This window comes from Pedobacter namyangjuensis, from assembly GCF_003313325.1.
GTDB lineage: Bacteria > Bacteroidota > Bacteroidia > Sphingobacteriales > Sphingobacteriaceae > Pedobacter > Pedobacter namyangjuensis.
This window is the reverse complement of the sequence record NZ_QMHQ01000003.1, coordinates 387915-410349: the sequence shown is the minus strand read 5'-3', so window position 1 is coordinate 410349 and position 22435 is coordinate 387915. Positions and strand designations below refer to the sequence as shown.

Genomic DNA, 22435 nt, shown 5'->3' with positions numbered 1-22435 from the left:
TTTTTCGCCTATTTTAACGCTTTTTATTAAAATTAAGTGATAATTTTTTCGATCGGCATCACTACAATTCCCTGTGCGCCGGCTGCCTTTAGGTTGTTGATTTTTTCCCAGAAATCCTGTTCAGCAATTACCGAATGAACCGCTACCCAGCCTTCTTCAAACAATGGAACTATGGTTGGGCTTTTTACTCCAGGCAACAAATCTACTACAGCTTGAAGATTAGATTTCTCTACATTTAAAACCACGTATTTGGTAGCTTTTGCCCGTAGCACAGATTGAATGCGTTGCAACAGTTCCTGAACTTCTTCGTTCAGTTCCATCCCATTGCCGGCAATTAAAACCGCCTCAGAATCCATTACATTTTTAAATGGTTTTAGTCCATTGCTTTTTAGTGTTCCGCCAGTAGAAACGATGTCGAATATTGCATCGCTTAAGCCTAAACCCGGTCCAATTTCTACCGAGCCAGATATGTTTCTAATCTGCGCATCCACTCCATTTGCTTTAAGATACTTTTCTAAAATTACAGGGTAGGATGTAGCGATTGCTTTGCCGTCAAGCTGTTGTAAATCGCTAATAGTGCTAGTGCTAGGAACTGCAATTTTTAAGGTGCATTTTCCAAAACCTAATTTCTGCAAATAAGAAACATTGGCGCCCGATTCGATAATTACGTTTTCGCCAACAATGCCCAAATCGGCAATGCCGTCTTGCACATATTCTGGTATATCATCGTCTCTTAGAAACAATATCTCCAACGGGAAATTGGCAACTGTTGCAATTAGCGAACTTTTGTAGTTTTCGAAAGAAAGACCACAATTTTTAAGAATTTCAACTGATTTTTCGTTTAGTCTACCCGATTTTTGGATAGCAATTTTAAGTGTTTTCACTTTATATAAAATTAGGAATAAGAATATTTAATCTGTCTAAAAACCGTTTTGCGTACAAAACACACTACTATATATCGCCACAATGGCGATGGTGTAAATGTACGTGATGGTTTAAAACTTGGATCATTTATAATATTCTTTCCGTAATTTTGCGGAGAGATGCTACAAATATAGTGTTGTAAACCAAAAATCAAAAAATAAATGGCATTTTATTTGTCTTGATGAGGTTGTTATCACAATGTGATGATCGATTAAAACCTTTTAGATTTGAAAAAAAACTTACTCTTAGTAATCATTTGTTTATTCTTTGCCTCTTGCGGATGGTTTGACAGCACCCCAGAAATTGGAAAAGTATTAGCTGAGCATTTCGATAATAAGCTTTATAAAAATTTTGATACTGTTGCCTACGACCGCATTTTTAGCAAAAAACTGGACGAATTGGGAAAGGAATTATCCAATCCAAAACTAACAACAGCATATTATTTAGATAATAACAATAAACCTTTATTAGTAACTAAGTTTTTTATTAATGGTGGTTTAGATACGCTTAATCAATATTTGGAAAATAGCAAAGCCGATGGATTTAATCCTGAGGTTTTTTACAAAAGCGAAATTGCAAAACTATTATCGACCTTAAAAGCCAACGATTTTAAGAAAATAGACGATGTTTATCCTGTAATTGCAGAACTGGAATTAAAATCTGCAGATGCCTTGTTGCGTTATACCAACTATATGCAGTTTGGTAGCGTTAACCCTCGTAAAATATTTAATCGCTATTACATTGCCCTAAAAAGACCTGATAGTGCCAAAATGGATTCTGTTTTAAAAACGGATAATTTGGTGAAAACATTGGCAAGCGTACAGCCAAAAGCTAAAAGTTATTTAGATTTAAAAGAAGCTTTGGCTAACTATCGCCAATCTATTGGCAATGAAAACGACGAGGCAATAAAGAAAATCAAGCTTAACTTAGAGCGCTTACGCTGGAAAATGCCAATAGAAACTGATGAGGTAGTTCAGGTTAATATACCAGATTTTTCACTTACTTGGTTTAAAAATAATGATACGCTAACCCATATGAATGTTTGCGTAGGAGGAAAGCGTGAGGCGACCTATGCGGAAAAGATGAAGCGTTTTGCCAAGTCTGGAAGTTTAGATGATAAGCCGAGAAATCACGAAACCCCGCAATTAATAAGCGTATTCAACTCCATACAAGTAAATCCGGTATGGAATATTCCGGTTAGTATTGCGCAGAGCGAAATTTATTGGATGGCTAGAAAAGATCCTTACTATTTGTCTAATAGCAACATTAAAGTTTATTATAAAGGAAAAGTGGTAGGCGATCCTGATACCATTCAATGGAGTAAATACCCTAGAGAAAAACTACCTTTTCAGTTTAAACAAGGTTCAGGCGAGGGAAATGCTTTAGGAAAGTTTAAATTTATTTTCGATAACAGCTCGAGCATTTATTTGCATGATACCAACAATAAATATGGTTTTAAATTAGCTAACAGAGCAATTAGTCATGGTTGCGTGCGTATCGAAAAACCTTTGGATTTTGCTGAACTAATGGTTAAGAGCAAATCTCAGTACGATCAGTTAAGGATGGATGTAAATTTGCCACCTACAGATACGACTAGAAATAAGCAGTATCAAAAAATATTGGCAAAACGTGCAGATACGGTAAATAGATTTCAATTAAAACCATCTTGGTTCTCTACCAGAAAGAATATAGCTGTTGTGATCAGCTATTACACCGCATGGGCAGAAAACGGTAAAGTAGAATTCAGACCTGATGTTTACGACTACGACGAAACATTATGGACGGCTTTGAAAAGATATATGTAGGTTAAAACGTAAAAAATTTCTCGGCTTACCAAACAATTTTAGCCTATTTCTGCTTAATTGTGTATGAAGTTGAAGAATTATACGTCTCGCCTATATCTAGCCTGCTTAGTGGTATTTATCGCAATTTTGGTTTTCCAGTCTTGTAAAAAGAGCCATTCAGATATTGGAAAAGAAGTTTTTAAGGAAACCCGCAATAATGTTTTTAAAGAAGTAGAAACGGGAGTTTTTGTTGCTAAGTTTAGAGAAGCCTTTGCGAAAAAGGAATCAGGATTTAAAAACCCTAAATTTTTGAGGGCCTTTTACGAGCAAAACGATTATGAACCTGTTTTGCTGATGAAACATTTGCCCGCTGGTAAATTACGCGAAGCGGTTGCAACAATTACCAATGCAGGTACTCATGGCATCGATCCAGAAGTATTCAAATCGAAAAAACTAAATAGCCTATTAGCAACCATCTACGATAAAAAGGCAGTTAAAAGTGTAGATGAAGCATACAATGTGCTTATAGATTTAGAACTGGCCGCTGCCAATGCCTTTACCGATTATAGTAATGCGTTGCAATTTGGCTTAATTAGCCCTCGTAAAATTTATGCCCAATATTACATCAATACAAAAAGGCCAGACAGCGCAAGCTTTTTAGCGGTTTTTAATACACCTGATATAAAGGTGTTTTTAGATAGCGTACAGCCAAAAAGCCAAGAATATATCGCCTTGCAAAAAGCCCTAAACGGCAATTTTATTATCCCGAGCAAAACTGCGGAAGAATCTGATAGAATTTTAAAGGTTAATTTGGAGCGTTTAAGATGGAAAAACAGACCGGCCGATGGTAAGTATGTATGGGTAAATATACCCGACTTTTCTTTGGATGTTATGGAAAATAACAAATCTGTATTAAAGATGAAAGTTTGCGTTGGCGAGGGTAGAGGCAAGGAAAATATTGGCGATTTAAAAGAGTACGATGAAAACGACTTAAAAAAAGATCGATATTTTAACCGTGAAACTCCGCAGCTTAACAGCTTAATTCATAGCGTTCAGGTAAATCCTATTTGGAATATTCCAGAAAGTATTGCTACTAACGAAATTACTAAACATGCCAGTAACGATCCGCATTATCTTTCAAACAACAATATAGATGTTTTTAAGGATGGGAAAAAGGTAGAAGATCCTGAAACCATAGATTGGAGCCAAAGTGGAGCGGGAAAAATTTACGCTTTTAAACAACGACCAGGGGAAGATAATTCTCTAGGGAAAATAAAATTCCTCTTTGCTAATCAAAGCAGTGTTTATCTTCATGATACGCCTGCTAAAGAAATGTTTAAGCAGAATATGAGGGCTGTTAGCCACGGTTGTGTACGCGTAGAGCAACCGCTAGAACTTGCAAACGCATTGTTTGGTGCAGGGAATAAATACGAACTCATAAAAAAGGAAATGTCGGCTACTAACCCTGAGGCAAAGGATGTTGTACTGAAAGACAAAGTTCCTGTTTATTTGGTTTATTATACTTGCTGGCAAGATAGCAACGGTAAAATTCAGTACAGAAACGATATCTACGGACAGGATGAAGTGTTGTATACCTACATGCAGAAAATGATCTAATTTCATCGCTTTGCTAAAAATTTAACTAACAAAGCGATGAAATAGGTTAGTCCATTTGAGGTGCTAAATCAGTTACAGCGAAATTTGCTGCCAACGTATGGTCAAGATATTTAGAATGGTATTGTTCTGTACTTTTATTGATAAAAAGAACCGTCTTATCAACAATAGTGTTAATAACCTGATCTGCTAACTCTGGAGCAACTGCTGGGCAACCTTGGCTTCTGCCTAATCTTCCCAGAGCGTTTATTGTACCTTGACTAACATAAGGAGCTCCGTGCACCACAATCGAACGATTTCTGGCATTGTCATTAAACCCATCATCCATCCCATCAAGTTTCAAAGATTTTCCGTGTATGCCTCTGTAAATTTCGCCGGTAACATAAAAGCCTAAGCTACTCTCAAACGAGTCTTTGATGTTTGAAAAACGGCTAGTTTCATCTTCGCCACTATTTTGGCCATGCGCAACCCAAGTATTTAACAAGATCTGCTTTTTATCAAGATCTATTATGTATAAACGCTTTTTGGTGCTCAGTTGATCAAAATCCGCAATCGTTAAAATATCACGATCAGAAGTAACACCAGATTTTTTCAGGTTATAAAAGCCCGTTAATGCTTTTTCAAATACAGAAATGCTTAATCCAACATCTTTTAGATGCGCATCATTGTATAAAGTGCTAACATGATTGGTGTAAATACTGTCTGTCGGGTTAATAAGCGTTTCTGGCTGATTTGAAACCTTGTTGGGTGTAGATTTCCAACTTGTAATCGTTAAACAGAATGCAATAGATAGTATCCCTGTTAATCCTAAAATGTATTTTCTCATAGTTTTTCGGTATCTCTTTCACAATAATCTAAGTATGAGTTGTCTGCTATAGGCTTTCGTTTAAATTAAATTTAACTATACAAATATACGTAATTATTAAGCTAAGTATCAAGAATGATACGTTTATTGCTGTTGTATGACAGTGTAAAGCATTGTATAGCAGTCTTATTATGTCTTAGTATAGCATGATTAATATTAGCTCAGCTATTTTCGTTTTTGTTAATATTAAATAGAGGTAATAGTTTAGAAACGGTTTGGAGCTTTAAATTATTGTTTTCAAAAATCATCGTAAAAAACAACTAAAAAATAAAGTAGATAGGCTATTGTTCGCTAAATTCCATATTTTTTCTATCTTTGGTTTTTAATGAATTTCCTTTATCCGGGCTTTCTTTTTGCACTTTCAGCGGTCGCTATTCCGGTCATTATTCATTTATTCAATTTTCGCAAGTTTAAAAAGGTTTATTTCAGTAACGTTGCCTTTCTAAAAGAAATTAAAGAGCAGAATTCGTCTCGAGAAAAACTAAAAAATCTGCTAATAATGCTTTGCCGTATCCTGGCAATTATGTTTTTGGTTTTTGCTTTTGCAAGGCCTTTTTTACCATCGGCTAATAAAATAGACCATAACACTTCCAACATTGTTAGCGTATATCTGGACAATTCTTACAGCATGGAGGCTGTAAATAAGGAGGGGAATTTACTTGATGAAGCCAAGCGAAAGGCTAAGGAAATAGCAAAGGCTTTTCAGTTGAATGATCGTTTTCAACTACTAACGAATGATTTTGAAGGTAAACATCAACGACTATTAAATGCGGATGAATTTTTACAGGCAGTTGAAGAAGTTAAGATTTCTTCAGCTAACCGGAAATTACCGCAAGTTTTAAATAGGCAACAAGGCATTTTTACAGGTGCAAGCAATCGATTTGTTTACATCATATCAGATTTTCAAAAAGGATTTTCTAATAATCAGCAGCTAAAACCGCCCGCAAACATCAACGTTTCTTTGGTTAAACTTAACGCTAACCACCTGCCTAATGTTGCGGTAGATAGTGTTTGGATGCTTTCGCCCGTTCATCAGGCGCAAGCTACTGAAAAACTAATTGTGCAACTGCATAATTACGGCGACGAACAAGCTAAGAATATTCCGTTAAAACTAACCATCAATCAAACTCAAAAAGCAATAAGCAATATTACCATCCCGGCTGGAAAAACCGTTTTAGACACACTTTCTTACAGCGGATTAAACCTTGGTTGGCAGAAAGGCGTATTGAGCATAAAAGATTTTCCGCTAACTTTTGATGATAACCTAAACTTCAGCTTTAAGGTAAACGCACATCAGCAGGTGTTGTCTATTAATGGGCTAAAATCCGAAAAATATATAAAAGCCCTTTTTGGAGCCGATGATTATTTTGCATTAAGCGAAATGCCAGAGACAAATATTAATTATTCGGCCTTGCCAAAGTATAGTTTAATTATTTTAAACGAACTCTCAAATCCTTCGTCTGGTTTGGCACAAGAACTTAAAACTTTTGTTGCAAGTGGGGGCTCGGTAATAATTTTTCCAGACTTAACTGTCGACAAAAATATTTACTCCAATTTTTTAAATGCATTAAATCTTCCGGCAGTTGCCGAAATAAATACCACGCCAACAAAAGCAAGTTCAATTGAACTTAAAAGCCCGCTATTTAAAGATGTTTTTGAAACCTTGCCCCAAAATATAGATTTGCCACAAGTGGCTAAACATTTTGTTTTCGCAGAGCGAAGTAATAGCAATAAGGAAAATCTACTTCAGTTGCCGGCTGGAAAATCTTTTTTTGCTCGTTATCCTTTTAAAAGCGGTCAGTTCTATTTATCAGCTACGGCATTAAATAGTGAGGCTAGCAATTTTGCAAAACACCCTGTATTCGTTCCGCTGATGTATAAAATCGCTTTTGCCAGTGTACAAGATCAGCCATTATATTACGTTGCTACCAGAGATGATGTTATTGAAACACCGAAATTGACATTAGGTGCTAATCAATCGCTAAAAATGGTAGCCAATAATTTTGAGGTTATACCTGAGCTTAGAAATGCTAACGGTAAAACGTTGCTTTACGTGGCCGATCAGATTAAAAAGGCGGGTTTTTACGACCTTAAAAAAGCAGATTCGACTTTGGCAGTTATCGCATTTAACGATAATAGGTTAGAATCTGATATGCATTACGATAGCGAAGCCGACTTGCAGAAGCTGTTTGCCTCGAAAAATGTAACAGTGCTAGATCCAAAATCCGATAGCATTGCATCAGCTGTTGCAGCAAAAAATAACGGAACAGAGTTATGGAAACTTTGCCTAATTTTGGCACTTGTATTTATAGCTATTGAAATATTGTTGATCAAATTTTATCATACCCAAAAGAGAGCTAGCGAGCTCAGTGATGCAAATAAATTAAATATATTCTAATCAATAACATAAAAATTCATGAACCTCTTAGTTAAGGGAATTACCATTGTAGATCTAAATAGCAAGTTTAACCAGCAAATTTGCGATGTGCGTGTTGAAGATGGAAAGATTACATCCATCGACAAAAAATTAACTGCCCAAAATGGCGAAGAAGTTTTTGAAGGGAATGGTGCTATACTTTCGCCGGGCTTTTTCGATCTAAACTGCACTATTGGCGATCCAGGTTTAGAAACTAAAGAAGATATACAAACAGGAACCGCTGCGGCCAAAGCTGGTGGTTTTACCGGAATTGCCGTTTTGCCTACCACTAGACCAGTTGTTCAATCGAAAGGCGAAGTAGCATACATTTTAAACCGTGCCAAAAACAATTTGGTTGATGTTCACCCAATAGGAGCCATTAGCAATAACTTGGAAGGTAAAGAGCTGGCGGAACTTTTTGATATGAAAAACGCTGGTGCAGTTGCATTTTCTGAGGGTAGCAAAGCCATTAGCGATGACGGTTTTGTTAGTCGTGCTTTGCAATATTGTTTAGGTTTTGGTGGTTTGCTAATGCTTTATCCAGAAAATAAAGCAATTGCAGGAAAGGCTCAAGTAAATGAAAGTGCAAACAGTGTGCTTTTGGGTATGAAAGGCGCTCCGGCATTAGCTGAAGAAATGCAAATTTCCAGAGATATTTTCTTGGCAACTTATCACCAAGCTCCGGTTCATATCAGTAATATTTCTACTGCAGGCGCTGTTGCATTAATAAAAAAGGCAAAAAAAGATGGTGTGAAAATAACTTGCGATGTAGCTGCGCATCAATTAGTGTTTACCGAAGAACTGCAAAACGATTTTAATAGTAATTACAAGGTTAAACCGCCATTGCGTAGCAAAGCTGATAATAAAGCGCTAATTGCAGGTTTAAAAGACGGAACAATTGATGCTATATCTTCTCAACATCGCCCGCACGAAATAGAATTTAAGGATGTAGAATTCGAAATTGCCTCTTACGGTATCATCGGCTTGCAAACAGTTTTACCTTTATTGATACAAGCAGGATTAGACGCAAGCCTTATCGCAGAGAAATTGGCGCATAGTCCGCGTAGAATATTAAACTTACCTTTGGCAACAATAGCGCAAGGTGCAGATGCCAATTTTACCATTTACAACCCCACTGAAGAGTGGATTTACGATGCGAGTAACAACGCTTCTAAGTCTAGCAATTCTCCACTTCTAGGGAAAAAACTAAAAGGGAAAGTTAATTTGGTCTATAATAACAGTCAGTTTCAAAAATATTAAGCATTACCTTTACTAAGGTTGATGGAATTTTAATAAGATAAATCAAAATAAAATGAATAACAGTGTACAACAATCGCTTATTGCTTCTTTAGATCAATTTGCAAAAGCTAACAAAATAGAATCTTTAGCAATTGAAGAAAGATTAGTGGAGGTTTTTAGCAAAGACATGAACTTTTTAGAGAAAGTTGCAGAGTTCGATGAGGTTTTTGATGAACATCCGGATTTCGACGAATTGCGTGAAGTGTTTTTCGATTTGTTGATGATTAATTTCTTTACGAGTGATGTAAATAAGCTAGAAGAAGATTATTTAGACTCTAAGGAATGGGAAAATATCGAAGAGGAGACTATCGACCGAGGAACGGAGCTTTTAAACTTGTTGCTATATATTAACGAATGCCATGATGAGCAGATTAAGCCAGGTCTGGAAGATTTCTTAAAAGAGTTTTTGTTAGTTGAGGAAGATGAGTTCCAAGACGAATTCCATATTTACGAAGATTTAATTAGCAACCAACAGCTGGCAGAAAGTAGTGTAGAAGATATTTGTAGTAATGCTGATTTATTAGAGTTGAGCGAGGAAATGGAAGAACTCTTTGTGCCATTTATGACGTTCTTTTTGCAACCTAACACCAGCGAAGCAACGCAAGAAGAATTACTTAAATTTAGCAGTAACAAAAGCTTTGATGTTGCAGTCTATACTTTAATTACTAGCTTTAATAAAAATAGATAAACTAAAAACAATGGAACAACAACTTCTACAAGAACAGATAAAACCTAATGCATTAGCATTTAAGGTATCAGTAATTTTTGCTGCTTACATTCTAGTTACTATTATAGTTACCGGTTTGTTAAACTTAGATATGGGGCCAACTGCATCAGTTGCAACGAGGATAATTTCTGGAGCTTTAAATTGGTTGCCATTTATATTTGCTGTTTATTACGTTCAAAATACGCATAAAAAAGACTTAGGAGGTTTCATAACCTATGGTAGAGCTTTTTCTGCTGGTTTTAGATTTTCTGTTTACGCAGGTTTATTTACTGGTATTTTAATGTTTTTGTATTATCAATTTATAGATGCAGCTGCAATGGAGAAGATTGTTGATGCAACTGTAGCGGCTGCAAAAAATGATCAGGAGGCTAAAGGTATAGAAATGATGAGACCATACTTTACCATTAGTACAGCTTTTGGTGCGGCGGTAATGTTTACCATTTCCGGCCTAATTATTAGCCTAATAACTGCAGCAATTTTAAAGAAAGAAAAACCTTTGCATTACGACGAGGCTTAATAAGCTACTCTTCATAAAAATTTTCAACGTGCACATTTTGTCAATTTATTTGATGAAATTTGCACGTTGTTTTTTAAAGGTATTTTGATTTCGAACAAATCTAAATACTAAATACTCGATACGCATAAATGGATATATCAGTTGTAGTACCTTTATATAATGAAGATGAATCTTTACCCGAATTAGTCTCGTGGATTGATAAGGTAATGGTTTCAAATAATTTTTCTTACGAGGTTGTTTTGGTTGACGATGGCAGCACAGACAAATCTTGGGCTGTAATTGAGCAATTAAAGGAAAATTTTCCATCTGTTAAGGGAATAAAATTCAGGAGAAATTACGGTAAATCTGCAGCGTTAAATGTTGCTTTTGAAGTTACGCAAGGCGATGTAGTGATAACCATGGATGCCGATTTACAAGACAGCCCTGATGAAATACCTGAACTTTACCGACGGGTTAAAGACGAAGGATATGATATAATCTCGGGTTGGAAAAAGAAACGCTACGATCCAATCACAAAAACAATCCCTACAAAGTTGTTTAACGCCGCGACTCGTAAAATGAGTGGCATAGCATTAAACGATTTCAACTGCGGCTTAAAGGCATACCGCTCAGATGTTGTTAAAACTATTGAAGTATATGGCGAAATGCACCGCTATATTCCGGTAATTGCCAAATGGGCGGGTTTTAGCAAGATTGGCGAACAGGTTGTAGAGCATCGTGCTAGAAAATACGGTACAACCAAATTCGGAATGAGCAGGTTCATCAACGGATTTTTGGATTTGCTTTCTATATTCTTTGTGGGCAAGTTTGGAAAACGTCCGATGCACTTTTTTGGTTCTCTAGGTGTACTTAGCTTTTTCATTGGTATTATCATGGCCATTTATGTTATGGTAGAAAAACAAGTACTGATCTGGAAAAACCTTCCTTACCGAGATACAACCGACCAGCCATTATTCTACCTTGCTTTGGTAGCTATAATTGTAGGTTCGCAAATGTTTTTAGCTGGTTTTATAGCCGAACTTGTTGGTAGAAATGCTACCGAACGAAACCGTTATTTGATAGAGAAGGAAATAATTTAGAAGGTATAAGGCGCAACGTTTTTACCGCTCAAACCTCACCTTAATTCCTTCAACCTCCAATCTTAAAAAATGTTTTTCTCTATAATAATTCCACTTTATAACCGCCCGCAAGAAATAAACGAATTGTTAGCTACGCTTACCAAGCAAACTTACATGCAGTTTGAGGTTTTGGTTATTGAAGATGGATCTGTAAACGATGCCAAAAATATTGTAGCTTCTTATGCTGATAAGCTAGACGTTAAATATTTTTTTAAAGAAAATGCAGGTCAAGGCTTTGCCCGAAATTTTGGTTTCGAACATGCCAAGGGCGATTATTTTGTGATTTTTGATTCCGACTGCCTTATTCCCGAAGATTATTTAGAAATTGTTAGAGATTATCTTTTCGAGCATCAGTTAGATGCTTATGGCGGACCGGACGCAGCGCACCAAACTTTTACACCAGTACAAAAAGCTATCAGTTACGCCATGACATCGCCATTTACAACCGGTGGTATTAGGGGAAATAAAAAACATATCGGCCAGTTTCATCCGCGTAGTTTTAACATGGGTGTTTCTAGAGAAGTATGGGAGAAAGTTGGCGGTTTTATATTAACAAGATTGGGAGAGGATATCGAATACAGTATCCGTATCCATGAAAATGGATTTAAAATTGGTTTGATTCCTGCAGCTAAAGTTTACCATAAACGCCGCACAAGTTTTGCGCAGTTTTATAAACAACTGCACTTTTTCGGCAGAGCTCGTATCAATATTTACAAACATTTCCCGGCAGAGCTCAAATTAGTACACTTTTTTCCGGCAGTAGCGGTAATAGGAATGGCTACAACGTTATTGTTAAACGTTATTTATCCGCCTTTGGCGTATATTTTTAATTTCCTGGTGCTACTTTACTTTTTGTTGATATTTTTTCATGCTTGGCAGGTTAATAAATCAATAAAAATTGCATTTTTGAGTGTAGCAGCATCTTTTATCCAATTAACCGCCTACGGCTTCGGTTTTATACAGGATTTTGTTAAAAGAGTAATATTTAAACAATCATGATAGAGTTTTTAAAGCAACGTGCTTTTGTCGAGTTTTTAAAGGAGAGCACCTTCGCGGTAAACGAGGTAATTCATAAAGCTTGGCAAGTTACCAGTAGGCATTATTTTTCTATTGCTACGCTTTGCTTTTTGATGTTCATCACATCAAATGCTTCGGGATTGATGGCCTTTTTTTTAAAAGACGTAAATCCGGCCTTAAGTACGTTAATGGCTTTAGTATTCGTTTTGCTTTACTTTACCATCAATTTGTCGTTGTTTAAGTATATTTTTCATCTTTTAGACGATGAAGAAACGGATGTAACCATTGTGGGTACATTGCCAACCCGTTCGCAAATTATCCGTTTCGTACTTGCAACGCTTTATTTTACCATTTGTATAATTATTGCAGGCGTGTTCTTAATGCCAGTGCTCTATATCATAGATCCTATTTTAAGATTTATGGTTAGAAGTGGCTTTGTAGAAGATTTTCAAGCAGCCGGAGATGTAATTATTACCGTAGCTGTGGCAATAGGCGTCTTAGCCATTTTTATGATTTGGATTAGAATCTCTTTCTTCCCATTTTTTATTATAGATAAAAATGCAAAATCTTTCGAATCTATAAAACTGAGCTTAGCTACAACCAAAGGAAACTTTACGCAAATTTTATTGTTGTTATTGGTGTTGGCAGGCGCTTATTTTCTATATCTATTTTTTAGTTATTTGAAATGGCCTATAATTGCTTTTATAGTAAATATGGTTAGTTCGTTTTTAATTGTTCCACTATCTAGTGTAGCCCTAACGGTTGCCTACAGAAAAATGATGAGCAATTATAAAGGAGATAAAGATCCGGATATTATACACAATATTGTTTAACTCCTAAATTCCCTAATGGGATTTTAAAAAATTGCCTTAAATATGGTAACGACTAATATTAGCTTTAGTATTGACAATAGGAAGGAGAAGCCCCTTTAGGGGTTTGGGGTTTATGGGATTAAAAGCAGCGCTTAGTAAGCCATTTGCATCTTGGGTTGTACAAGGAATCAACAAATGGAAGAAAAATCCGATAGTTGCGCAAGAGAAAATACTTAAGCGATTAATTAATACTGCTCAAAATACGGCCTTCGGGAAAGATCATCATTTTAATGAGATTAAAACTTACCAGGATTTTAAGAAATATGTGCCAATAGGCGACTATGAAGCTCTAAAACCTTATGTTGATAGAGTTGTGGCAGGTGAGGAAGACGTGCTTTGGAAAGGGAAGCCCGCTTATTTTGCTAAAACTTCCGGCACTACATCTGGCGTAAAATATATTCCCATTTCCAAAGAATCTATGCCCGAACATATAAAGGCGGCCAGAAATGCGCTCTTGACCTATATCCACGAGACCGGTAACGCCGATTTTGTGAATGGTAAAATGATTTTCTTGCAAGGCAGTCCGGTGTTAACAAAAAAAAACGGCATAAACGTTGGCCGATTATCGGGTATTGTGGCGCATTTGGTACCGGCCTATTTGCAAAAGAACAGGTTGCCGTCTTACCAAACTAATTGTATAGAAGATTGGGAAGAAAAAGTGGATGCTATTGTTGAGGAAACCTTTAACGAGGATATGACCTTAATTTCCGGTATCCCACCTTGGGTACAAATGTATTTTGATAGGTTAAGCGCCAAGGCTGATGGAAAGAAAATCAAAGATATCTTTAAAAATTTTAGTCTTTTTGTTTATGGTGGCGTAAATTTCGAACCTTACAGGGCAAAAATTGAAACCAGCATTGGCAAAAAAATAGCAGCTATAGAAACCTATCCTGCTTCTGAGGGTTTTATCGCGTATCAGGATTCACAGCAAGACAAAAGTTTGTTGTTATTAGCAGATGCGGGAATTTTCTACGAGTTTATTCCGGCAGATGAATACTACAGTGAAAGTCCTACGCGTTTAAGTCTAGCAGAAGTTAAGGTTGACGTAAACTACGCCTTAATTTTGAACACAAACGCTGGTTTATGGGGTTACAGCATCGGCGATACAGTTAAATTCGTTTCTACAAATCCTTACAAAATATTAGTAACAGGAAGAATAAAACACTTTATTTCTGCTTTTGGCGAACACGTAATTGGCGAAGAAGTGGAACATGCCCTTTTATCGGTAGCAAATGAAGAGGGTGTAGAGATTACAGAATTTACCGTAGCACCGCAAGTTAATGCGCCTGAAGGGCAGTTGCCGTTTCACGAGTGGTTTGTAGAGTTTGAGAAAGCACCGGCAGATTTAACTGCTTTCGCTAAAAAAGTTGACGAAGCTTTACAGAAGAAAAATATTTACTACTTTGATTTAATTGAAGGCAAAATTTTACAGCCATTAATAATAAGAAATTTAGCTAAAGATGCCTTTGTAAACCTTATGCGTGCCGAAGGTAAATTGGGTGGGCAAAACAAAGTTCCAAGACTTAGTAACGATAGAAAATTAGCCGAAGTTTTGGAGAGATATATAACATAATTTGTCATTCCGAGGAACGAGGAATCTCTGAAATAGATGCTTCGCTTTGCTCTGCATGACAAAGATAAAATACTGTAAAGAAGTTTGAAACACATATCCATATTAGGCAGTACCGGATCAATTGGTACACAAGCCTTAGAAGTTGTTAGGGCAAACCCCGATCTGTATAAAATTGATGCTTTAACAGCGCAAAATAATGCAGCTTTATTAATTGAGCAAGCTTTAGAGTTTAAGCCAGAAATGGTGGTAATTACTTGCGAAGATCATTTTTCGAAAGTGAAACAAGCTTTGCCTGGTATCAATGTATTATGCGGAGAAGATGCCTTAATTGCTGCGGTAGAAATTACTACAACGCAACTGGTGCTAACTGCAATTATGGGCTCAGTTGGTTTAAAACCTACTATTGCCGCTATTAATGCCAAAAAAGACATAGGCCTTGCTAACAAGGAAACCTTGGTAGTGGCTGGCGAACTTGTAATGCAATTGGCCAAAGAAAATGGTGTGAAAATTATTCCTGTAGATTCTGAACACTCGGCAATTTTTCAATGTTTAGTAGGCGAGGAGCATAATCCAATCGAAAAAATATTATTGACTGCATCTGGCGGGCCATTTAGAGGAAAGGATTTGGCTTTTTTAGCTACTGTAAATAAAACACAGGCGCTAAAACATCCTAATTGGGTTATGGGTGCTAAAATAACCATAGATTCGGCATCGCTCATGAACAAAGGTTTAGAAGCGATTGAGGCGAAGTGGTTGTTTGCGCTATCTGCCCATCAAATCGAAGTTGTAGTGCATCCTCAATCTATTATTCATTCTATGGTGCAGTTTACAGATGGCTCTATAAAGGCGCAAATGGGCGTGCCAGACATGAAGTTGCCAATACATTATGCCTTAGCATATCCTCAACGTATTGCTACAAATTTCGAGCGTTTTAGCTTTCTAAACTATCCCGAATTAACATTTGCTAGTGCAGATACAGAAAGTTTTCGTAACCTTGGGCTTGCCTATAAAGCTATGGACAAAGGTGGAAACATGCCCTGTATCTTAAATGCTGCCAACGAAATAGTGGTTGATGCATTTTTAAAAGATAATATTGGCTTTTTGGAAATGAGCGACGTAATTGCAGAATGTATGGAGACAATTGCTTTCGTTGCTACGCCAACTTTGGATAATTATTTAGAAACCGACCAGCAGACACGTATATTTGCCACCGAACTCGTAACAAAACAGAAATAAACAAATCTCATACTAAATACTAAATACTAAATACTAAATACTAATACAATATATGGACGGACTGATTATGGCGGGCCAGCTTTTGCTGGGATTATCAATACTAGTTATTTTACACGAATTAGGACATTTTTTAGCGGCTCGTGCTTTCGGAATAAAAGTTGAAAAATTTTATCTTTTCTTTGACGCTTGGGGTTTTAAACTTTTTAGCTTTAAAGTGGGCGATACAGAATACGGGGTAGGTTGGTTGCCTTTAGGTGGTTACGTTAAAATATCAGGAATGATAGACGAATCTATGGACACCGAACAGATGGCTTTGCCTGCAGAACCTTGGGAGTTTCGTTCTAAACCAGCTTGGCAACGTTTAATTGTAATGTTGGGCGGTATCATTGTAAATATTATTGTTGGTATTTTCATTTTCTGGATGGTAACATTCAAATATGGCGAAGACTATATTCCAAATGATCAACTGACTAATGGTGTAAGTCCGGGTAAGGTTGGTCGTGCTATTGGTATACAAACTGGCGATAAAATTCTAGCCTTAAATGGCCAGAAAGTTATAAAGTTTGATGAACTGTTAAGTTCAAAGGTGCTTTTGGGTAGTCCGAAATTAACAGTTTCTAGAGATGGCAAAGCGATTGATCTCCGTGTTCCAGAAACGATTTTAGACAGTCTTTCTAAACATGGAATTAAAGAATTTGTAGCGCCGAGAAATCCAGTTCATGCAGTTTTGGCAGTAAACGACCATACGCCAGAAAAGTTATCGCTATTATCTCGCTTGATGGGTAAAAAACCAGCGCCTACTGTAGCTCCGGCATTTGATGCAGGGATTAAAAAAGGCGATAGCATTATTGCTGTCAATGGCAATCCAATTATATTCAGAGATCAAATAACAGACGTTGCTGATAAAAATCGTGGTAAACAAATAAACCTAAGTATTATTAGAGAAGGTAAAACGATTGAAGTTTCTCCTAAAGTTGCTGCCGACGGTACAATAGGAGTGGTCTTCGGTACAGCTAAACTACCTGTTAAACACATCGACTTCGGCTTTTTCGAATCGTTTGGTGTAGGTGCTGAAAAAACATGGACAACCTTTGCCGATAATGCGAAAGGTATCTGGAAAATGATAACTGGTAAGGTTAGCGCAAGAAATATCAGCAGTCCTATCGGTATTGCAAAGGTTTACGGAGCTGAATTTGAATGGGAGAAGTTCTGGAGCCTAACGGGATTAATTTCCATTGCCTTGGCGTTTATGAATCTATTGCCAATACCAGCCTTGGATGGTGGCCACGTAGTTTTTTTAATTATAGAAATGATTAAAGGCAAGCCACTAGGCGATAAGTTTATGGAACGAGCCCAAGTGGTAGGTTTTGTAATTCTATTAAGTTTAATGGTGTTCGCCTTTGGTAACGATATTTTAAAATTATTTGGAAAATAAAATAGGTGTAAGGTAGAAGGCCTAAATTGTAAGCTTGTCGTTTACCTTTAATCTTCTACCTTCTACCTTCTACCTTTTATGAATTATTTCGAGCTTTATAATCTTCCAGTTAGTTTTAATCCAGATCAAAATTTGGTTAAACAACAGTTTTATGCATTGAGCAAAAAGTATCATCCCGATTTTTATATAAACGAAACGGAAGAAAAACAGCAAGAAGTTTTGGAGCTTTCTACCCTAAACAACAAAGCATTTCAAGTATTAAAAGACGCCAATAAACGCTTGCAGTATGTATTGGATTTAGAAGGTCAGATTACAGAAGGGGAAAATTATGCATTGCCTCAAGATTTTTTGATGGAGATGATGGATGTAAACGAGGCCCTAATGGATTTGCAGTTTGAACCTGATGCAACTAAGAGCGTACAAATAAAGGCGCAAATTGAAGCATTTGAAAATGGATTGAAAACAGAGTTTGAAAAGCTTAGCCAACAGTTCGATCACGAAACTGCGGAAAGAACTGGTATTTTGGCGCAAATCAAAGACAATTTTTACCGAAGTAAATACCTTTGGCGCATTAAAGAGAGCTTGGCAAAAATGAGCTAAACTATTACTCAAAATCCGTTTGCTAAATGTAAAAATGCCAAATGATCTAATTTAAATAGCATTCTTTGCCTATTTTTGAAAAAATCATTTCATCATGAGCTCACTAAACATTTTTAGAAAAGTTGCCGTTGCAGAGGGTATCTCTTACCTTTTACTTTTATTCATCGCTATGCCTTTAAAATATTGGGCTGGTATGCCACTAGCGGTAAAATATACGGGTTGGGCACACGGACTTCTTTTTGTACTTTATGCCGCATGTTTAGTGTTGGCATGGCAAGAGCAAAAGTGGAAGTTCGGTAAAGTGGTTTTTATTTTTCTAGCATCTTTATTACCTTTTGCCCCATTTATTGTAGATAAAAAATTAGCGAAAGAAGATAACACTAAGCAAGTTTCTTAGCTATTTCCAATAGGGATTTTCATTCACTTTCGCTAGAATGTAATTTGCTAAATCCAGTTCGGTTGCATTTGCAGCAAAATCATAGCTCGGTCGGTTGGTTAGCATAAAATCTTTTAGTTTTATACCGCTTAACTTGGTTATGTTTGTTACCAAGGTTTCGTTAAATTTTTGGTCTACAACATTGTTTTTATAATCGTTGGTTAGTATGCGTTGTAATTTTCTGGCGTTTTTACCTTCTCTACTTAAGGCATTATAAATTTTATCAATACTAATTCCAATACCAGGAGGGAAGCCGCTAACATAAATCATGTCTTTGGTATCTCCCTTCCTGTAAATTTCTTTGTATTCTTCTTTCAAATTCTCGTACGTTTCTTCTGGAGAGATTTTTTTAGCCGTAATTTTAACTTCCTTTAAATTGATAACAGAGGGTTTTAAATTAACTACAATAAATTTTTGATTGCCGTAAATAAGCGTATCCGCTTTATGACCTTTCAAATTTGTAACTAATGTATCGCCCTGCTTCGCAAGAATGCTAAATTCTCCTCTAATATTACTGGTGGCTCTTGCCCCGCTGGTTTGATTTAAGATAAAAGCACTAGTTTTTCTCTGCTCGTTTGATTGCACAAAACCCATTACGCTGTTGTTTTGGGCATACACAGCAAATTTGCAGCATAAAATTAAGAGGGTTAAAATTGCGCTTCGCATACTATCAAATATATCTACATGAGGTCAATTTGCTCATTCTAAATTAGTTAAAAATAGTTAATTTTTTAATTATAAATCTTAATAGAGCGTTTAGCTGTTAGGTAGAATCGCATGGTTTTACCTATTTTAGCAATCAATAATCATCTTAAATGTATTTTATGAGAACTTTCCTTTCCGTTTTAGCACTTTTATTTGTGAGTAATGTTAATGCCCAAACCATTAAATTAGAAAAACTTTGGGAGGCAAAAGAACAGTTGCCCGTACCCGAATCGGTAGTTTATGTGGCAGAAAAAAAGGAACTCTACGTTTCTTTAATTGATGGAGAGGGAAATGTAAAAGACGGAAAAGGTGGCGTAGCTATTTTAAATTTAGATGGGTCTGTAAAAAACGCGACTTGGATTACAGGTTTAAACGCCCCAAAAGGAATGGCGATTTACAAAGGCAAGCTTTACGTGGCTGATATTACTGCCGTAGTTTGTATAGATTTATCTAATGGAAAAATTATAGAAAAGATTGAAGTGCCTAACGCTATTTTTTTAAATGATATTGCCATAGATAAAAAAGGTGTTGTATACGTTTCTGATACAAGAACGAATAAAATCCATCGCATTGCAAATGGACAAAGTACGGTATATCTTGAAAACGTTATGGCGGCAAATGGATTAAAATTTGTTAAAGACGATTTGTATGCCCTGGCAGGACCAGAATTGATAAAGTTTGATAAGAACAAAAATAAAACAGTAATTGCCAGCGGATTCGAAAAATCGGGCGACGGTTTAGAGCGCTTGCCTAACGGCGATTTTTTAGTTACCTGCTGGGCTGGGATTATTTATCACGTGCGTAAAGACGGTACCAAGGATAAGCTTTTAGATGTACAAGGTAAAATGAATACGGCAGATATCGGTTTCGACCCAAAAGCCAACACACTTTGGGTGCCAACGTTCAATGCCAACTCCGTTGTTGCCTATCAATTGAAGTATAAATGATTACGCTATTTTATTTTTAACTGTAGCGATTCGTTGTCTTGTTCCGTATAGGCAATAAACGTAATCAACATGAAAAGAAACCTTTACTTACTATTAGCGCTAACTTTCAGCTTATTTGGATCTTGCAAGAAAGATGATATTGTTGACCAAAATGCTTTTGAAAGAAGTTATAGAACTTGGTTAGCCTTTAAACAAGAAAGCAATAATACTTATAGTTATAAAGTTACTTTTGGTTCATGGACGGGTTATAGCACTAACACCGTTATTTCCGTTAAAAATGGAAAAGTGGTGGAGAGATCGTTCATTGCTCAAACCGTAAATTACAAACCAACCGGAATGGAGATTATTGAACGGGAAAAGTGGACTGAAGACGCTACCAATTTAAATACGCATGAAAATGGTGCCGCAACTTTAACGCTAGATGAAGTTTATGCTAAAGCAAAATCTACTTGGTTGCTGAAGCGAAAAAATGCAAAGACTACATTTGAGGCAAATAACAATGGCTTAATCTCGTCGGCTGGTTTTATAGAAGATGGTTGTCAAGACGATTGTTTTAACGGAATAAGGATAGTTTCTATACAAAAGGATTTTTAGCTTGGAGATCATTAGGATTGTTTAATGAGATATTTTCGGCTTGTTTTAATTTCACGAATACCGAAAAACTAGAACCCTTTCCTAATTCACTTTCGAAGGTAACTCGGCCACCTTGGCGCTCCATGAATTCCTTACAGAGCACCAAGCCCAAACCTACACCGCGTTCGTTATTGGTGCCATAAGAAGGCGCTGATTTAACGGAGAAAATATTTTCTTGCTTGTCCTTGGCAATACCGCAACCATTGTCGCTAACCGTTATTTTACAATCCTCTCCACATATCTGTGCATCTATAATTACTAATCCGCCCTGCGGTGTAAACTTTACTGCGTTGCTAATTAAGTTGCGTACAACCAATTGAAGCATATCTACATCTGCAACAACTTTTAGATGAGATGGTATTTGATAACTTAAGGAAATATCTTTTTTGGAAGCATAAATTTTCTCTACTTCTATAGTGCTTACCAATGTTGAAAGTAAAGATTGTTCACGTAAATTAACGTTTAAACCTTCCATCTGTGATTTGGACCAGTTCAGCAGGTTCGAAAGTAAATCCATCGCATCATTGGTGGATTTTAATAAATGTTGCTCTAGCGCTGGTCTGTCCTCATCATCTAGTTCTTTTTCGGCCAGCATTGCCATATAGTTCTGAACGTTGATTAAAGGCGTTTTTAAATCGTGGGAGATAACCGACATTAGCTTGTTTTTTTCGATATTCCGTTCTTCCAACTCTTCCTTTTGTAACAGAATCTGCTGTTTACTAGCTTCTATTGCAATTGTTTTTTCCTCAATTATTTTACGCTCATTGTCGTGGCTCTTTCTAATGAATTTAATAATGATGAAAATAGCAACCACCGGTATCGGGAAGGCAGTTACGCGATCGATGAATTGCCCTCTTCCAACCGAAAAGGGATATCTAACTAAGTCGGGATGGTAGAATTCTAAAATATGAATTGCCACAAAACACAGCATATAAAATAATAGCCATTTTAAGTGATGTTGATATGGCGAAATAGCCAGTACCATTAACAAATAAGCTGGCCAAATAAGATCTGTGGAGCCATGAATGCCAGAATTATAGAAGTAATTAACCCCAAACACTGCAATCCCCATCAGGCCAAAAACCACGGTATCGTGTGGTTTTAATTTAAATCGCGATTGGTAATATTGGTAGGCGAAGAAAATGGCGATAAAAAGGGCAGAGAAAGAGCCAACATACAGTCCGGCGAATAAATTATAAGGTGCGTAAATAACTAAAATGCCGAGTATACCTAGGCTAATGCCATGAAAAATTCTGCTTTCTAAAGAAAATTCAGATGGTTTACCGATAAGCTCCGACCAAAAAATATTTTTTCTTAATAAAGAGATATTGATCAGCGAACTGAAATTTGATTTTGGCATGGATGGGATGAATGATCTAAAAACCTTGTATCTTACTAATTTAAGAGCAGTAAATGCTTAATAATTCAGCTGCATTTTAAAGTATATAGCGTTACAGGGAAAACAAAACAATTTGCTCAAATTTAATACTATAGTTGTCAATTTCAATGCTTTTATTCTTTTTGTTGGCGGGATTTATAAGTTGGTTTTGGAGGGAAGATTTTAGTTCCTGTTCGGGGATATATCCAATGCTAAATAGGATGTTGATTTGCGTAATAAGAGAGGTTCAAGCGGTTTTGAGTAAGGATTGGAGGGTATTTCATTTTTAGGCACTGTGGTTTTCGGTTAGGAGACGTAAGCCTTGATTTATTCATAAGC

The 22435-nt window shown here is 36.5% G+C and carries 20 protein-coding genes; 16 read left to right on the top strand and 4 right to left on the bottom strand.

The genetic code is table 11. The features are described from left to right. Positions 1 to 32: 32 nt before the first annotated feature. On the bottom strand, positions 33 to 884 hold the full coding sequence (gene hisG / locus DUT69_RS13600) for an ATP phosphoribosyltransferase (protein ID WP_113653794.1): 852 nt from the start codon (positions 882 to 884) through the stop codon (positions 33 to 35). Between the two features lie 267 nt (positions 885 to 1151). Here hisG and DUT69_RS13595 point away from each other — a divergent pair, with 267 nt between their 5' ends. After that, positions 1152 to 2729, top strand: coding sequence for a L,D-transpeptidase scaffold domain-containing protein (locus DUT69_RS13595; protein WP_113653793.1), 1578 nt, complete (start codon positions 1152 to 1154; stop codon positions 2727 to 2729). A 63-nt stretch (positions 2730 to 2792) separates the two neighbouring features. Further along, positions 2793 to 4325, top strand: a complete 1533-nt coding sequence (locus DUT69_RS13590) for a L,D-transpeptidase scaffold domain-containing protein (RefSeq protein WP_113653792.1) — start codon at positions 2793 to 2795, stop codon at positions 4323 to 4325. Between the two features lie 46 nt (positions 4326 to 4371). On the opposite strand, the gene DUT69_RS13585 is transcribed toward DUT69_RS13590, so the two are convergent. After that, positions 4372 to 5148 (bottom strand): murein L,D-transpeptidase catalytic domain family protein, encoded by a 777-nt coding sequence (locus DUT69_RS13585; RefSeq protein ID WP_113653791.1) that lies wholly within the window; start codon positions 5146 to 5148, stop codon positions 4372 to 4374. A 364-nt stretch (positions 5149 to 5512) separates the two neighbouring features. Here DUT69_RS13585 and DUT69_RS13580 point away from each other — a divergent pair, with 364 nt between their 5' ends. From DUT69_RS13580 to DUT69_RS13525, 12 genes are all read left to right on the top strand, one after another. Further along, a complete protein-coding gene (locus DUT69_RS13580; protein ID WP_113653790.1) occupies positions 5513 to 7585 on the top strand; it encodes a BatA domain-containing protein in 2073 nt (690 codons plus the stop codon). 18 nt (positions 7586 to 7603) lie between these two features. After that, entirely contained in the window at positions 7604 to 8863 is a 1260-nt protein-coding gene (locus DUT69_RS13575) for a dihydroorotase (protein WP_113653789.1), read from the top strand. Between the two features lie 52 nt (positions 8864 to 8915). Then, on the top strand, positions 8916 to 9590 hold the full coding sequence (locus DUT69_RS13570) for a hypothetical protein (RefSeq protein ID WP_113653788.1): 675 nt from the start codon (positions 8916 to 8918) through the stop codon (positions 9588 to 9590). 10 nt (positions 9591 to 9600) lie between these two features. Continuing rightward, complete coding sequence (locus DUT69_RS13565; protein WP_113653787.1) at positions 9601 to 10146, top strand: DUF4199 domain-containing protein; 546 nt, start codon at positions 9601 to 9603, stop codon at positions 10144 to 10146. A gap of 128 nt (positions 10147 to 10274) precedes the next feature. Beyond that, positions 10275 to 11225, top strand: a complete 951-nt coding sequence (locus DUT69_RS13560; protein WP_113653786.1) for a glycosyltransferase family 2 protein — start codon at positions 10275 to 10277, stop codon at positions 11223 to 11225. A gap of 69 nt (positions 11226 to 11294) precedes the next feature. Next, the gene (locus tag DUT69_RS13555; RefSeq protein WP_113653785.1) at positions 11295 to 12263 is read left to right on the top strand and encodes a glycosyltransferase; all 969 of its coding nucleotides are present in this window, start codon (positions 11295 to 11297) and stop codon (positions 12261 to 12263) included. Continuing rightward, on the top strand, positions 12260 to 13114 hold the full coding sequence (locus DUT69_RS13550) for a hypothetical protein (protein WP_113653784.1): 855 nt from the start codon (positions 12260 to 12262) through the stop codon (positions 13112 to 13114). The genes DUT69_RS13555 and DUT69_RS13550 overlap by 4 nt, the downstream gene beginning before the upstream one ends. 112 nt (positions 13115 to 13226) lie before the next feature. After that, the gene (locus tag DUT69_RS13545; RefSeq protein ID WP_113653783.1) at positions 13227 to 14726 is read left to right on the top strand and encodes a GH3 auxin-responsive promoter family protein; all 1500 of its coding nucleotides are present in this window, start codon (positions 13227 to 13229) and stop codon (positions 14724 to 14726) included. A gap of 84 nt (positions 14727 to 14810) precedes the next feature. Continuing rightward, positions 14811 to 15962, top strand: coding sequence for a 1-deoxy-D-xylulose-5-phosphate reductoisomerase (locus DUT69_RS13540; protein WP_113653782.1), 1152 nt, complete (start codon positions 14811 to 14813; stop codon positions 15960 to 15962). Between the two features lie 52 nt (positions 15963 to 16014). Next, positions 16015 to 17397 (top strand): RIP metalloprotease RseP, encoded by a 1383-nt coding sequence (gene rseP / locus DUT69_RS13535; RefSeq protein WP_113653781.1) that lies wholly within the window; start codon positions 16015 to 16017, stop codon positions 17395 to 17397. Positions 17398 to 17475: 78 nt separating this feature from the next. After that, positions 17476 to 17997: an iron-sulfur cluster co-chaperone HscB C-terminal domain-containing protein gene (locus DUT69_RS13530; RefSeq protein WP_113653780.1), complete on the top strand. Its 522-nt coding sequence runs from the start codon at positions 17476 to 17478 to the stop codon at positions 17995 to 17997. 94 nt (positions 17998 to 18091) lie between these two features. Beyond that, positions 18092 to 18394 carry a DUF3817 domain-containing protein gene (locus DUT69_RS13525; protein WP_113653779.1) on the top strand — a complete coding sequence of 101 codons (303 nt, stop codon included), beginning with the start codon at positions 18092 to 18094 and terminating at the stop codon, positions 18392 to 18394. Here DUT69_RS13525 and DUT69_RS13520 read toward each other — a convergent pair whose 3' ends face one another. Continuing rightward, complete coding sequence (locus tag DUT69_RS13520) at positions 18395 to 19027, bottom strand: hypothetical protein (protein WP_162796315.1); 633 nt, start codon at positions 19025 to 19027, stop codon at positions 18395 to 18397. 230 nt (positions 19028 to 19257) lie between these two features. Here DUT69_RS13520 and DUT69_RS13515 point away from each other — a divergent pair, with 230 nt between their 5' ends. Together DUT69_RS13515 and DUT69_RS13510 are read left to right on the top strand one after the other, a co-directional pair. Beyond that, positions 19258 to 20085, top strand: a complete 828-nt coding sequence (locus DUT69_RS13515; protein ID WP_113653777.1) for an NHL repeat-containing protein — start codon at positions 19258 to 19260, stop codon at positions 20083 to 20085. A 69-nt stretch (positions 20086 to 20154) separates the two neighbouring features. Beyond that, on the top strand, positions 20155 to 20679 hold the full coding sequence (locus DUT69_RS13510; RefSeq protein ID WP_113653776.1) for a hypothetical protein: 525 nt from the start codon (positions 20155 to 20157) through the stop codon (positions 20677 to 20679). Here the strand turns inward: DUT69_RS13510 and DUT69_RS13505 are convergent. Continuing rightward, entirely contained in the window at positions 20660 to 22078 is a 1419-nt protein-coding gene (locus DUT69_RS13505) for a sensor histidine kinase (RefSeq protein WP_113653775.1), read from the bottom strand. The genes DUT69_RS13510 and DUT69_RS13505 overlap by 20 nt on opposite strands. Between the last annotated feature and the right edge of the window lie 357 nt (positions 22079 to 22435).